Source organism: Mangrovitalea sediminis (genome assembly GCF_002514725.1).
In the GTDB taxonomy this organism is placed as follows: domain Bacteria; phylum Pseudomonadota; class Gammaproteobacteria; order Pseudomonadales; family Oleiphilaceae; genus Mangrovitalea; species Mangrovitalea sediminis.
This window is the reverse complement of sequence record NZ_NTLB01000007.1, coordinates 121,467-135,058: the sequence shown is the minus strand read 5'-3', so window position 1 is coordinate 135,058 and position 13,592 is coordinate 121,467. Positions and strand designations below refer to the sequence as shown.

The window sequence follows — 13,592 nt, the reverse complement described above, 5'->3', positions numbered from 1 at the left end:
GCCGGAAACCTCCCCATTGAGCCGCGCCGTTTGTTGGCCACCGGATCGTCTGGCGGGTTCCTTGTTATACAGCCTCACGCATCGCGTATACACTTGTTGAAAGCGCATGCCCTTTTCGATACCCGCAGCGCCGGTGGGCGGAAGAGCGGATCGACAGGGCGCAAACCGGATGGTGATGGCCGCGAGATGACACCCGAGGCCCAATCATACCCGGTTCCCGTGAGAGTAAACACTGTTAGGGACCGGGGTTTCCGGACAGGGTTAAATCGGAGTCACTGTGAACGCTGTTCCTGCCATTGCCCTCGATTTCGATGAGGGGATAGACCGAAAGACGCTGAAGAAACTGCGCGGCCGTTTCGAGCAGGTGAATCAGGCGCGCCTGCTGCGAGCCCTACAGGGGTTGGGGCCCCGGCAGAGTCTGGTGCTGGAACTGCTGCCGTTGATCTTCCATCTCAATCATCCGGCCTTGCCCGGGTATCTCGACAGCCGCTGCCCTCACGGTCTGGCGCTCTATTCGCCGGATCGCGCGGTGCTGGATGCGGCCCAGCGCTTCAGCCGTTCCTTCCATTGGCGTTCCCAGGGCACCCAAAGGCCGGATCTGGACAGTCTTTTCGTCATGGGCAGCCCAGGCACCATTGCCCAGACTGGCCGCAGCGATCTCGATGTCTGGCTGTGTCATCGCCAGGATCTGGCTGCGCCCGGAATCGCCCTGCTGTCGCGCAAGGCTGAGGCGCTCGAGCGCTGGGCGGCGGATTTTGGTGTGGAGTTGCATATCTTTGTGCTGTCGGCCGACGGTTTCCGCGGTGGGCGCCTGGACCAACGTGTCGATGAGGAGAACTGCGGCAGTGCACAGCACTACTTGTTGCTGGACGAGTTCTATCGCACGGCCATTCATCTTGGCGGCAAGTATCCGCTCTGGTGGCTGATCCCGGTGGAGCGGGAGTCCGACTATGCTGCCCTGGTTCGCCAACTGGTCGACTGTCGCTTCATCAAGGATGAGGAGTACCTGGATTTCGGGCCTATTCCGGCCATCCCTCCGGCGGAGTTTATCGGGGCCGGTATCTGGCAACTCTATAAGGGCATCGACTCGCCCTGGAAGGCCATTCTCAAGTTGCTCCTCATTGAGAGTTACGTCGGTGAAGGACAGCGTCCGCTGGCGCTGGCCTTCAAGGAAGCCGTCTTCGGGGGCCGGTTGGATGTGGATGAGCTTGATCCGTATATCATGCTTTACCGCTATCTCGAGGGCTGGTTGCTGGCAGGGGATGCGGAAGAACGCCTCGAACTGCTGCGCCGCAGCTTCTACCTGAAGTCCGCACTTCCCCTGTCGAGGCTGGAGAATCCCCGTCAGGATTGGCGAGCCAGCCTGCTGTTGAGCCTCGTCACCCAGTGGGGCTGGGATGAGGCTCAGATTCGCCGCCTCGATCGTCGGGCCTCCTGGCGTGTCGGCGAAGTGCTGCGCGAACGCAGGACCATCGTCAATGCGCTGACCCACAGCTATCGCTTCCTTTCGCGGCTGGCACGGGAGCAGGGGGTGACAGCCAGTATCCGGCCTGAAGATTTGGCATTGCTGGGGCGCAAGCTGTACGCGGCGTTTCAGCGCAAGGCCGGCAAGATCGAGGTTATCAATCCGGGTATCGCGCCTTCGCTGGCGGAAGAGAACCTGGCCTTTCATCACCGTTCAGCCTCCCCGGAGGGCGGCTCCGGCGATGGGTGGCTGCTTTATCGTGACCTCGATACGCCGGCCGATGCCGCTTTCCAGCCCGTTATCAAACACAGCGCCAGTCTCATCGAACTGCTGGTCTGGTGCCACTGCAACGGCCTTTTGACCAGCGCCACGCGTTTGAATGTTCAGGCCGGGCGCACGCGCCTCAGTGTATCGGAGCTCCGGTCGTTGATTCATGGCCTGCAACAGGACCTGCGTACGCCGATTGCCTCGCCGGAGCGGACGGCATTGCTCGAGGACCCTCGCCCCCTGGTGGCGATCCTGTTCATCAACGTTGGTGTCGATCCCTTGGAGTCGCTCAGTGAAAGGGGATTGCAGAAACTGAGCGAACGCAGCGATGCTTTGGGCTTCAGTGGGCTGCGAGACAACCTGGTGGTGACCGTAGACCAAGTCAGCCTGAACAGCTGGCATGAGGTTAGCGTACAGCGTTACGAGGCCGGGGACACCCTGATCCAGTGTCTGAAACATTACCTGGCGAACCTGACGCTGTCGCCGGCGGCGCGTCCGGCCTTGAGCGTACATTGTCACTGTGCGGGGAGGGCGACGGCCATCGCCCGCCGTGTCGAGGAACTTTTCGTCGACGTTGCCCAGGCCTATTTCGCCGAGGCATCCGAACCCCGCGCTCTGCGCTACCTGATTGAGATGGATCGGCGCTGGTTCATGCTGCAGTTTCTGGATGGCCAGCCCCGTTTCTTGGCAGCGAGCGGTTATGGGGAGCTGCTCGGCCTGATGGCGCTGCCGCAGACCCGCTACTCTCCTCTGGTGATCGATCGTCATGCGTTGTCGGGCGCGCTGGCACTGCGGGTGGTGTGCGGTGCCAGTGAGCCAGGCAATATTCAGTTGTTCTACGAGATCAAGGGCGATCAGGCGGATCTCTGGATGGTCGACGAGATGGGGGCGCTATGGTTCTGGCAGGCGGGCTTCCAGTCTGTGCGTTATCTGCTTTCGCCGATCCTGCGCTTCTTCGCGAATATCAACGAGCGCCGCCAGCTGCGCCGGGCACTGCATGACGGTAGTCCGCCGCTCGAGGTCAAGGTGACCGAGCTGGTGAAGCGGGGGAGCGACTACCTGCTGGAAGGACGAAGGGGGCTGGACGATGGTTTCCCTGAAAGCTGTTTCGAGATTCAGGCGGTGGGGATGCAGGAAGCGGAGGCGCCCTTACACTTCGATTTGTTCTGCGATCACCAGGAGTTCAGTCATCTTGAGCATGGGGACCGCCTCCTCGCTGCAGTGGCGCATTATGTCCGTTCACGCCGACGGAATGGCGCAGACTATCCGGTCTATATCACGGACATGAGTCTGCCCCACGATCTGGATCCGCAACGCTATCAGCGGGATCTTTCCACCGTGCAGTATCTGCAACAGAAATTGAGTCTCGAACAGGCGTTGAACAGGGCCCTTGAACGCTTGCCTTGACTGGCCCGGAGGCTCGCAGCCCATACGGGCAGCAGGTATACTGGTCGCAAAATGGCCTCGCCGGATCACAGCTGCGGGCCTCCTTGGGTCCGGTCCTTAATATCCACTGCAGGTACTCATGACGCGTTCTTTGCTTCTCGTTTGTCTCTTCGCCCTGCTGTCCGGCTGCGGCCAAAAAGGGCCTTTGTATCTTCCGGCGGACAAACCGCAGGCCGTACAGGGGCATGCCCAGGCGCCGGCGGTGACCGATAAAACCCAGGACACACAGGTGACGACCTCCGGCGTGAAACCCTGACAGCAGCGGTAGGTCGTTGGGACGGGAATGCATTCACCGGCCCCCTCGGACCATCATTACAGCATCTCTTTTCTTTACGGATTTCAGGCATGGATCATTTCAGTTATCGGAATAACGAGCTTTACGTCGAGGAGGTTGCCATTGCAACCATCGCCAAGCAATACGGTACGCCGGCGTATATCTATTCGCGGGCCGCACTGGAAGAACGCTATCGGGCTTATGACGATGCGTTGGGCGAGCATCCGCACCTGGTGTGCTACGCGGTCAAGGCGAATTCCAATCTGGCGGTCCTGGACGTGCTGGCCCGTTTGGGCGCCGGCTTCGATATTGTTTCTATCGGCGAGTTGGAACGTGTACTGAGGGCCGGCGGCAATCCTGCACGAATCGTGTTCTCCGGTGTCGGCAAACAGACCCATGAAATCCGTCGGGCACTGGAAGTCGGTATCCGCTGTTTCAACGTTGAGTCCGAAGCGGAACTGGAACGCATCGACGCGGTGGCCGGTGATCTGGGTAAGCGGGCCGCGATTTCCCTGCGGGTCAATCCGGACGTGGATGCCAAGACCCATCCCTACATTTCGACCGGCCTGAAAGAGAACAAGTTCGGCATCGATATCGCTTATGCCGAGGAGGTCTACAGCCGCGCGGCAAAGATGGCGCATATCGATGTTGTCGGAGTCGACTGCCATATCGGCTCCCAGTTGACGCAGCTTCAGCCCTTCCTCGATGCCTTCGATCGGGTGCTGTCCCTGATCGACCGGCTGGCCAAGCGCGGTATCCAGATTCACCACCTGGATATCGGTGGTGGTCTGGGCGTCACCTATCAGGAGGAACTGCCGCCATCGCCGCAGTCCTATGTGGCGGCGCTGCTCGAAAAACTGGGGGGCCGGCCGCTGGAGCTGGTCATGGAACCCGGCCGCTCCATCGTCGCCAATGCGGGCATCCTGCTGACCAAGGTGGAATTTCTCAAGTGCACCGCGCACCGAAATTTCGCCATCGTCGATGCTGCCATGAACGATCTGCTGAGGCCTTCCCTGTACGGTGCCTGGCAGGCTATCGAACCGGTGGCGCCACGTACCGAAGGCACACAGCGACAATATGATCTGGTCGGACCGGTTTGCGAAACCGGGGATTTCCTGGGCAAGGACCGCTCATTGATCATCGAACCGGGAGACCTGCTTGTAGTGCGCTCCTCGGGCGCTTATGGTTTTGTGATGAGTTCCAATTACAACAGTCGCAACCGGCCGCCGGAAATCCTGGTCGATGGCAACCATGTCCATGTGGTGCGTCGTCGTGAGACGCTTGACGATCAACTGGTTCTGGAAACACGGCTGCCGCTGTAGGAGGCGAACCATGAGCGATCGTAAATGGCAGCAGTCGCAGATGCTGCGTTTCACCAAAATGCATGGGTTGGGTAACGATTTCATTGTGATCGACGGCGTAACCCAGCCTTTCAGGTTACAGCCGGAGCAAATTCGTCAGCTCGGAGACCGTCATTTCGGTATCGGGTTCGACCAGCTTCTGGTCGTTGAGCCGCCCGGTCTTCCGGACGTGGATTTTCGCTATCGTATCTTCAATGCTGACGGTGGCGAAGTGGAGCAGTGTGGCAACGGTGCGCGTTGTTTTGCCCGCTTCGTTCGCGACCAGCACCTGACGAACAAGCGTGTCCTGCGTGTTGAAACCCGCAGCGGCGTTATCGAGCTGAAGGTGACGCGGGAAGGTCGCGTTATTGTCGATATGGGCGTTCCTCGCCTGGAGCCAGCCGAGGTGCCTTTTGTGGCGGATCGCCGTGCCGTCACCTACTGTGTAGAGGACGCTGGTGAGACCTTCGAACTGAGCGCCATCTCGATGGGCAATCCCCATGGCGTGCTGCTGGTCGACGATGTCGACACGGCGCCGGTGCAAACGGTGGGGCCTCGGTTGGAGCATCATTCGCGATTTCCCGAAAGGGCCAATATTGGCTTTATGCAAGTTCTCTCACCCCAGAAAGTGCGTCTGCGGGTGTTCGAGCGGGGTGTTGGCGAAACGTTGGCATGCGGCACTGGCGCTTGTGCCGCGGTGGTCGCCGGTTGTCTGAGAGGTCTGCTGGAGGGCCGTGTCGAGGTACAGTTGCCCGGTGGCAGCCTCTGGATCGAATGGCGGGGTGAAGGGGCCCCTGTTATGATGGAAGGCCCTGCGTCACGGGTTTTCGAAGGGCAGGTCCGGGTTCCCGGAGAGGCGCGTAAGGGCCGCCGTGAGCGCGGTCGCGAGCAGGGAGCGGCTTGTCAGGAGCACTGAATCCGTCGTTGGCCGGATTCGATGAAGCGAAACATATTTGGCCCGGTTTGGGCATGAATAGGAATACGGCCCCGCCGGTGCAGGGGCGGGCCGATGCGGAGGGTATTGAAGATGACGGATCAGGCGGCCGGTGGTCAGGCTTCGGCGCTGAGTGATGAAAACGTGGTGGCGTATCTGCGTCAGCACCCCGACTTTTTTACCCGCCATGAGGATTTGTTGCGTGACCTGCGTTTACCGCATGCCAGTGGTGCCGCGATCTCGCTGGTGGAGCGTCAGGTCCATCTTTTTCGGGAGCAACGGGATACCCTGCGCCGTGAACTGAAGGATCTGGTGGCCATCGCCCGTCAAAACGACCGCCTTTTCGAGAAAAGCAAACGTCTGCTGATGCAGTTGCTGGAAGCGGAAGCCCTATCGGACATCGCTATGGTGATTGACGATAGCATTCGTAATGACTTCGGTCTTGATGCCGCCTCCCTGGTACTGTTTGCCGACGCGCCTGACGCTTTCCAGGGGCAGAGCGGCTTGCGAGGCATGACGCTGGAAGATGCCCGGGACGTTTTCGGCAGCCTGCTGGAAGCTCCCCGAGCCTTGTGTGGACCCTTGCGTCCTGCGCAATTGGCGCACTTGTTCCCCGGGCAGGAAGATATTCAATCGGTGGCGATTATCCCGCTTCGCCGTGCCGAGCCTATCGGCCTCTTTGCTGTGGGTAGTCGACAGGCACAGTATTTCGACAGCAGTATGGGATCTCTCTTCCTTTCATACATCAGTGACAGTCTCTGCCGTATGCTACCGCCGCTGCTTCAGCGTGAGCAGGTGCCGGAGGTGGCTGCCACGGCGGTGGAAACCCGCTAGTCGGGTTTCCCGGGAGGCGCTATGTCTGGGGCGTTCGACAACCGGGCTCTGTGCGATCTTGAGCGGTTTATCGAGCATCTGCGCTCGGAGCGTCGCAATTCGCCTCACACTGTCAGCAACTACCAGCGAGACCTCACTCGTTTCCTGGCCCATCTGGCCGATACGGACTCCCTGACCGACTGGAACGACATTACCCACCATGTAATGCGCCGCCATGTCGCCGCGCTGGCACGGGCTGGTCTGGGCGGCCGCAGCATCGCCCGCCATCTGTCGGCGATCCGTCGCTTTTTCGACTACCTCATACGAGAGGGGCTGGCGCGGGACAATCCCGCTCAAGGTATCCAGGCGCCACGTCGTGAAAAGCGCCTGCCGACCGTTGTCGATGTCGATCAAATGCAACAACTCCTGGACTCGTCGCCAACAGATAGCCTCGAAGGGCGGGACCTGGCGATGTTCGAGTTGTTCTATTCTTCCGGTTTGCGTCTGGCGGAGCTGGTTGGGCTCGATCTGGACGCCCTGGATTTGCGGGAAGGTCAGGTGCGGGTATTGGGTAAAGGTGGCAAGGAACGGGTGCTTCCGGTGGGCCGCAAGGCCCGGGAAGCCCTGCGCGGTTGGTTGTCGGAGCGAGGCGCCTATGCCAATGCCGAAGAACCGGCGGTGTTCGTCAGCAGCCGTGGGTGCCGAATCCATCCGCGAACCGTGCAGGTCCGACTAAAGCGGTGGGGCCTGAAAACCGGTGCGGACCGGCGCCTTCACCCCCACCTGATGCGACATTCCTTCGCCAGCCATCTATTGGAATCGAGCGGCGATTTACGCGCCGTACAGGAGCTGTTGGGGCATGCGGATATTTCGACCACCCAAGTCTATACCCATCTCGACTTCCAGCATTTAGCCCGGGTATACGACCAGGCCCACCCGAGAGCCCAGCGTCGGCAAGGGGCGCAAGCGGATACCGGGAGCATAGCGCCAGAACACACAACGAATAACGAATGAGCCTGATGATCACAATGGCTGCGTGTCACGAGACGAAACCATGAACAGTCCGGAAGAGTGGAAGGCCAAGTACCTCCGGCAGTTGGAGGAAAGTGAGCTGCGGGAAAAGGCCTGGCGTGAAGAGCGCAATACGCTGCAACGTCTACTGGTGCGGACAAGCCTGGCCGCGGATGGGATGGCGCCCGCACTCGATAAGGCGCTTGCGGAGTTGCGTGCGTTCCTGCGGGACGAGCACCTGGATGTGGAGCGTCTCAAGGCGTTGCAGGGACACATCGACGATATGGTCGTTCAACTGGACGAGCAGCGTCATCAGCGATTGGAACGGTTGACGGGCATCCTCCAGCGTTTACTGGGAACGTTGGAAGCGCAGACTCAGGAGCGTCAGCATCGCCGCGACCTGAAAGCCTTATCCCGGGAGATTGCGCATACCGAGCCAAGTGTGACGCTCTTGCCTGAGTGGCTGGCGCGGCTCTCGGCGATACAGGCGGCGGTACTGCAGGCTGGTCCTGAGCGTGAAACTGCGGCGAACAGTTGGCGGCGCTGGTTCGGGCGACACGAAAGTCCCTCAACGTCCGGGCCGACGGAATCCGAATTGCCGGGTGCGGTACCGTCGGCGATGGACGCGGCAGCGTTTTCCGAAGCAACGTCGCTGGATACCACGCCGCTGTCCGAGGCGGAGGTGGCTCGTTTTGCCCGTCAGGTGAACCAGTTGGTGCAGCAACTGCTGGCGCAAGTGACGTTGCCGGCAGAGGCAGAGGCCGAAGCTCGTCGATTGCAGTCTTCACTGTCCGAGAGTCATAACTGGGCCGATATCCAGCAAGCGCTGGATACCATAGCCGGCCTGATTATCGCGGCAGTCAGCTATGAGCAGCGGGAGTTCGAAACCTTCCTGCAGCGCCTGGATGAAAGGCTCTCGACAATCCAGTCGCATATTCAGGCCCAGCGCGATTCGCAAGAGGACAGTCGGAGTGCATCGGCTGCACTCGACCTGGAAGTGCAGGGCGAATTGCAGGCGATCGGCAGGGCTGTGAGTGAGGCCGGCGACCTGGGTTCGCTGAAAATGTCGATCGGTGCCCATGTGGAGCGGATTGGCCAGAGCCTGTCGCGCTTTCGCGAAGACCAGGCGAAACGGGAAGTGTTGGCCCATGAACACGTGTCGGCGCTGGAAGAAAAGCTGGCGGCGCTGGAGGCGCAGACGGAACATATGCGGCGCCAGTTACAGGAGGAGCGCTCCCGTGCCTTGACCGACATCCTGACCGGCCTGCCCAATCGGGAGGCGTGGCAGGAGCGTCTGGTGCTGGAGTACGAGCGTTGGCGCCGATATCGTCAGCCCGTGAGTATGGCAGTTATAGATATCGACCACTTCAAGCGAATCAATGACGAGTACGGGCATTTGGCCGGTGACAAAGCCATCCGGCTGATTGGCCGGGCGTTGCGCGACCGCTTGCGTACTGCGGATTTCGTGGCACGCTTTGGTGGCGAGGAGTTTGTCATTCTTTTGCCGGAAACGGACGTCGATACCGCGTTTAAGGTCATCGAGGCGCTACGTGAGCACATTGGGGCACTGCCATTCCATTTCCGTAAGCAGCATGTCAGCATTACGCTCTCCGCCGGGCTGGTCGGCTTTGCCGGCGATGCGGGTGCCGACCAGCTGTTCGAAATGGCAGACAAGGCGCTATACAGCGCCAAACAGCAGGGGCGTAATCGCGTCGTACGGGCAGACGCTTCGGTTGAGAACAACGGTTAGCGTTTTACGGATAATCCGCATGGCCAACCGTTGCCAGAATGCCCAAGATACGGATATCAATGCCGTAACTGGGCGTCAAGACTATCGATGGCCTCTGCCCAGTCGGCATCGTTGCTGACGCCTTCACGCAGAAACCGCGCCTGGGCGGCTGTCCAGAACTTGGCATCGGGCAGTGTCACATCCGGATCTAGTGGGGCATGTCGCGCGATAAAGTCGGTGATGGCGCCAGCGTCGCTGGGTAGTCCCAACTGGGCGAAAAGCGTTTGCAGGGTGTGCGGTGACGTGTCCATCCTGAACCCTCCCAATGGTGGCAAGATGACATTCCGTCGCTGCGGTATGGGGGTGAATTTCTGTTCGCCCGCAGCACGGCTTCACCAGTAGGATACACGCATGGGATGGCCAATCAAGGGCCGGTGGGATTGTCGCGCATTTGCGGTGTCGGCGATCGCGCCGCCTTTTCTGGCTCAATAATGGTGACGGCGCGGCTGCTCGGCAGGCGCCAACAGACCCGAGAGGAATGGTTGGGTATCGTGGCAGAGTCGATGTATAGCTGGACCAGCCGTTCGCGTCGTTGCGGGAGGCATTCAACCGCATTTTTCCGGGTATTTCACGCGCTGGCCTACGGTCTGCTGATGCTGTTTACACTGCTTCGCACAGCACAAGCCGACCCGCCCGTACCGACTCGGTTGCCGCTGCTGGGGGCGGATCAGGTTCTTTGGTTGCAGAAGCACCATGTCGTGCGGATCGGTGTGCCGCTGGAACGTAAACCCCTGGCATTCAAGGACGACAGTGGCACGATCAGCGGCAGTGAGAGCGCCTATGCGACGCTGCTGTCCCGCAAGCTCGGTGTTCGCGTCAAGCTGGTGGGCGGTACCGAGAACGATCTGGAACGTGACCTGCGCCGTGGCAAGATCGATGCGCTGTCCATGCAGAGCTCGCAGACGCTTAACGAAAAGGAGTTCGCGTTCACCAAGCCTTATATGCAACTGACCTACGCGATCTTCACCGACAGCTCGGATGCTTCGATTACGGATCTACACAGCCTGGAAGAGAAGCGGGTCGCGTTGTTGGACGGCGATCACTATCAATATGATCTATTGGAGAATGTCGAAAATATCACGCCGGTACCGGTGCGGTCGGTTGGAGATGCCGTCTCAGCGCTGATGACCGGGCGGGCCGATGCCTACGTGGCACCGGTGCCAAGGGTGGCAGCCTACCTCCAGGATCACCTGATCACCCAGATTTCGGCGGTTCAGCTGCTGTCGGATCATCCGTTGAAGCTGTCCTACGCGGTACGTCATAACGACGATATGCTGCAGTCGTTGCTCGACGCCGGTATCGATGCCATTACACCAGCGGAAAAACGCCTGATCCAGGCCACCTGGCTCAATCAGGTGCTGCCTGAACATAACCAGAGCGACCAGCCGCTGCTGACGGATGCCGAGAAGGCCTGGCTGAAGCAGCATGCGGGACTGAAGATCGCGGTGCGCGAGAACTGGCCGCCGTTCGAGTTCGATGAAAACGGCAAACCGCGCGGCCTGGTGCTCGATCTGGTGAAGAAGATCGAGGATCGTCTCGACTACCAGTTCAAGATCGTCCAGGTGCCTGACTGGTCGAATGTCGAGGACAACCTGGAGCACGGTAAGGTCGATGTCATTCCAGGACTCACCCGTACACCCAGCCGGCAGAACCGCTTCCTCTTTTCGCGCAGTTATCTGAGCCTGCCCATTGTGCTGGTTATCCGCGACGACAGCCATTTCGTCGGCGATCTGCGTGAGCTGAAAAAACAGCGGGTGGGGGTGGTGCGCAATTACGCCAGCCAGGAATACCTGCTGATCAACCATCCCGATTTGAATATCTATCCCGTAGAGTCGGTTGAACAGGGGCTGTTGGCGCTATCCAACGGTGACCTGGATGTGATGGTCACCCAGATTCCCAGTGTCAGCTACACGGTGGCCAAGCTGGGGCTGTCGAACCTGAGAATCACCAGTATCACGCCGTACCAGTACGAGCTGCGCCTGGGAATCCGGCCCGATATGCCGGAGTTGCAACGTATCCTCAACAAGGCGCTGGCCAGTATCAGCAAGCATGAGTACGACAGCATCTACAACCGCTGGATCCATCTGGATGTGCAGCGGGATATCGACTATACCGTGGTGCGCCGAGTGGTCATGGTGGCGCTGGTGGTCATCGCCGTCTTCCTGTACTGGAACCGTAAGCTGTCGCGGGAGGTGGAGGAACGGATCCGCTCGGAGGATGCCTTGCGGCTGAGCGAGGAGAAGCTGCGCCAGTCCATGCAGGAGGCAGAGCAGCTGGCCCGCGAGGCCGAGGCAGCGAACCGCGCCAAGAGCGAGTTTCTGGCCAATATGTCACACGAAATCCGAACGCCGATGAATGCCGTCATGGGCTATGCGGAGCTGCTGGAAAGCAGTATCACGGAACCGCGTCAGCGGACCTACCTGGATTCCATCAAATCCGGCAGCCGCAGCCTGCTGACCCTGATCAACGACATTCTCGACCTTTCGCGCATCGAGGCCGGCAAGATGCGACTGGAAGTCGGCCCGATGGATGTCGAGCGTCTGTTGGAGGATGTGCGCCGCATTTTCGCCATGCGGGCGGAGTCCCGAGGGTTAACGCTTCGGGTCGATATCGAGGGCGAATTGCCGCCGGTTATGTTGCTGGATGAGACCCGCTTACGGCAGGTGTTGTTTAACTTGGTGGGCAATGCCATCAAGTTTACCCACCAGGGGAGTGTCATCATCCGCGCCCGGAGCGCCCCTGATATTGTGGCTGAACCGAGCTCGAGCTGTGTACTGGTCATCGAGGTAGAGGATACCGGTATTGGCATACCTGTCGACCAGCAGATCCGGATTTTCGAGGCCTTTGAACAGCAGGAAGGGCAGAGTAACCGACAATACGGGGGCACCGGTCTGGGATTGGCGATCAGTCGCAAGCTGGTTGAAATGATGGGCGGCGAGCTGCAGGTCAAGAGCGAGCCCGGCCGGGGTTCCCTATTTACGATCCGCCTCAGTCATGTCGAGACTTCGGTGACCGATCTTTCCGCTGCCGGGCCGGACCACGGCGCCCTGGACTATCGTTTCAGTCCCGCGTTGATTCTGGTGGCCGATGACAATGAGACCAACCGTCGCTTGGTAAGGGATATGCTGACGCCATATGGCCTGCGTATTATCGAAGCGGAGAACGGTTATCAGGCGGTGGAGCGTGCGCGACAGGACAAGCCGGATCTGGTGCTGCTGGATATCCGTATGCCCCTGATGGACGGTTATGAATGCCGGGCTGCGCTGCACGACGACCCGGAGTCCGCGCACATTCCGGTGATAGCGTTGACGGCTTCGGTCATGGCTGAGGATTCGCACCGTATCCGCGATGCCCATTTTGACGGTTTCCTGCGGAAGCCGGTCAGCCGGGCCGAAATCCTGGAGGCCTTGTCGCGCTTTCTGCCCCATCAGGCCTTACAGGATGCCTCTGAAGATGTGGCTCCCGGCGACGAGGCCCCCATCTCTGAAGAGCAGCTTCGGCAGTTACGGCAAACATTGGAAGTCGCGTTTGCGGAGCGCTGGCAGAAAATCAAGGATAGTGGCGATCCGGAGGGCATTCGCGCCTTTGGCGAGGACTTGCAGCAGCTGGCGGACGAAACCGGATCGGGTCCTCTTCGCCATTACGGCGCGGCGCTCTGTGAAGGTATCGATGCGTTCGAGCTGGACAGGGTGAACCGTCTGCTGGATGACTTCCCCAATCTGTTTGGATTGAGCTGAGTCGCGTCTATCGGTGTCTCAGAGGCAGTCGTACTGGTAGTGACGGTCAAAGGCGACGGAAATCATGTCGTAACCCTGGCTGTCCAACTGTTTTAACAACCCTCTGTCGTGTAGCAGCGTGTGGCAGATTTTCGAAATGCTGGCTTGCAGGTTGGGCTGCTTTGGCTGGGTGACGAAGCGGAAGTCGAGAATCAGGTATTTTTTCTGATCGTGCGCGGTATTAGCGCCAGACACGCTTTCATAACCGATATAGATCGGTGACTGCGTCGGGAAGCTTTTGGCAAGGTGCTGGTCCAGCGGGTCGGCCAGGGAGGCTGTCGCGACGATGCAGAGAATGACTCCGACCAAGTGACAAAAGGTTCGGCGCAGGTTTGCTGTCATGGCGTTCACCGCTGATCTTGATCCATCGTATGGCAGTAGAAAACAGGTTTGGTCTGTCCGTATTCAAGACAGGACGTCATTGAACATCATTATTGCATGTATTACTGAATTGTAACCTGTATGGATGTATCGTTT

At 59.7% G+C, this 13,592-nt stretch carries 9 protein-coding genes and 1 pseudogene; 8 read left to right on the top strand and 2 right to left on the bottom strand.

Annotation, left to right across the window (positions count from 1 at the left end; all coding sequences use genetic code 11):
• Positions 1–277 precede the first annotated feature (277 nt).
• The 7 genes and pseudogenes from CLR77_RS17730 (at position 278) to CLR77_RS17700 (ending at position 9,300) form a co-directional block, all read left to right on the top strand.
• Positions 278–3,139, top strand: coding sequence for a class I adenylate cyclase (locus CLR77_RS17730; RefSeq protein ID WP_097462047.1), 2,862 nt, complete (start codon positions 278–280; stop codon positions 3,137–3,139).
• 118 nt (positions 3,140–3,257) lie between these two features.
• Positions 3,258–3,344: pseudogene (gene lptM, locus CLR77_RS20595) on the top strand (LPS translocon maturation chaperone LptM); the annotation flags it as partial.
• A gap of 179 nt (positions 3,345–3,523) precedes the next feature.
• Positions 3,524–4,774 carry a diaminopimelate decarboxylase gene (lysA, locus tag CLR77_RS17720; RefSeq protein WP_097462045.1) on the top strand — a complete coding sequence of 417 codons (1,251 nt, stop codon included), beginning with the start codon at positions 3,524–3,526 and terminating at the stop codon, positions 4,772–4,774.
• A 10-nt stretch (positions 4,775–4,784) separates the two neighbouring features.
• A complete protein-coding gene (gene dapF, locus CLR77_RS17715) occupies positions 4,785–5,708 on the top strand; it encodes a diaminopimelate epimerase (RefSeq protein WP_097462044.1) in 924 nt (307 codons plus the stop codon).
• A gap of 111 nt (positions 5,709–5,819) precedes the next feature.
• Positions 5,820–6,560, top strand: coding sequence for a DUF484 family protein (locus CLR77_RS17710; RefSeq protein WP_097462043.1), 741 nt, complete (start codon positions 5,820–5,822; stop codon positions 6,558–6,560).
• 21 nt (positions 6,561–6,581) lie between these two features.
• The gene (xerC, locus tag CLR77_RS17705; protein ID WP_097462042.1) at positions 6,582–7,553 is read left to right on the top strand and encodes a tyrosine recombinase XerC; all 972 of its coding nucleotides are present in this window, start codon (positions 6,582–6,584) and stop codon (positions 7,551–7,553) included.
• A gap of 40 nt (positions 7,554–7,593) precedes the next feature.
• Positions 7,594–9,300 (top strand): GGDEF domain-containing protein, encoded by a 1,707-nt coding sequence (locus tag CLR77_RS17700; RefSeq protein ID WP_097462041.1) that lies wholly within the window; start codon positions 7,594–7,596, stop codon positions 9,298–9,300.
• Positions 9,301–9,356: 56 nt separating this feature from the next.
• Here CLR77_RS17700 and CLR77_RS17695 read toward each other — a convergent pair whose 3' ends face one another.
• Positions 9,357–9,590, bottom strand: coding sequence for a DUF2789 domain-containing protein (locus CLR77_RS17695; protein ID WP_097462040.1), 234 nt, complete (start codon positions 9,588–9,590; stop codon positions 9,357–9,359).
• 105 nt (positions 9,591–9,695) lie between these two features.
• Here CLR77_RS17695 and CLR77_RS17690 point away from each other — a divergent pair, with 105 nt between their 5' ends.
• Complete coding sequence (locus tag CLR77_RS17690; protein WP_097462039.1) at positions 9,696–13,076, top strand: transporter substrate-binding domain-containing protein; 3,381 nt, start codon at positions 9,696–9,698, stop codon at positions 13,074–13,076.
• Between the two features lie 18 nt (positions 13,077–13,094).
• Here the strand turns inward: CLR77_RS17690 and CLR77_RS17685 are convergent, their stop codons facing one another.
• Positions 13,095–13,457 carry a hypothetical protein gene (locus tag CLR77_RS17685; RefSeq protein ID WP_227519991.1) on the bottom strand — a complete coding sequence of 121 codons (363 nt, stop codon included), beginning with the start codon at positions 13,455–13,457 and terminating at the stop codon, positions 13,095–13,097.
• Positions 13,458–13,592 lie beyond the last annotated feature (135 nt).

What these genes read in the sequence shown, in the direction of transcription:
- dapF (WP_097462044.1), top strand. Translation starts at nt 4,785, where the DNA reads ATGAGCGATCGTAAATGGCAGCAGTCGCAGATGCTGCGTTTCACCAAA.
- CLR77_RS17700 (WP_097462041.1), top strand. Translation starts at nt 7,594, where the DNA reads ATGAACAGTCCGGAAGAGTGGAAGGCCAAGTACCTCCGGCAGTTGGAG.
- CLR77_RS17685 (WP_227519991.1), bottom strand. Translation starts at nt 13,457, where the DNA reads ATGACAGCAAACCTGCGCCGAACCTTTTGTCACTTGGTCGGAGTCATT.
- CLR77_RS17695 (WP_097462040.1), bottom strand. Translation starts at nt 9,590, where the DNA reads ATGGACACGTCACCGCACACCCTGCAAACGCTTTTCGCCCAGTTGGGA.
- xerC (WP_097462042.1), top strand. Translation starts at nt 6,582, where the DNA reads ATGTCTGGGGCGTTCGACAACCGGGCTCTGTGCGATCTTGAGCGGTTT.
- lysA (WP_097462045.1), top strand. Translation starts at nt 3,524, where the DNA reads ATGGATCATTTCAGTTATCGGAATAACGAGCTTTACGTCGAGGAGGTT.
- CLR77_RS17690 (WP_097462039.1), top strand. Translation starts at nt 9,696, where the DNA reads ATGGCCAATCAAGGGCCGGTGGGATTGTCGCGCATTTGCGGTGTCGGC.
- CLR77_RS17710 (WP_097462043.1), top strand. Translation starts at nt 5,820, where the DNA reads ATGACGGATCAGGCGGCCGGTGGTCAGGCTTCGGCGCTGAGTGATGAA.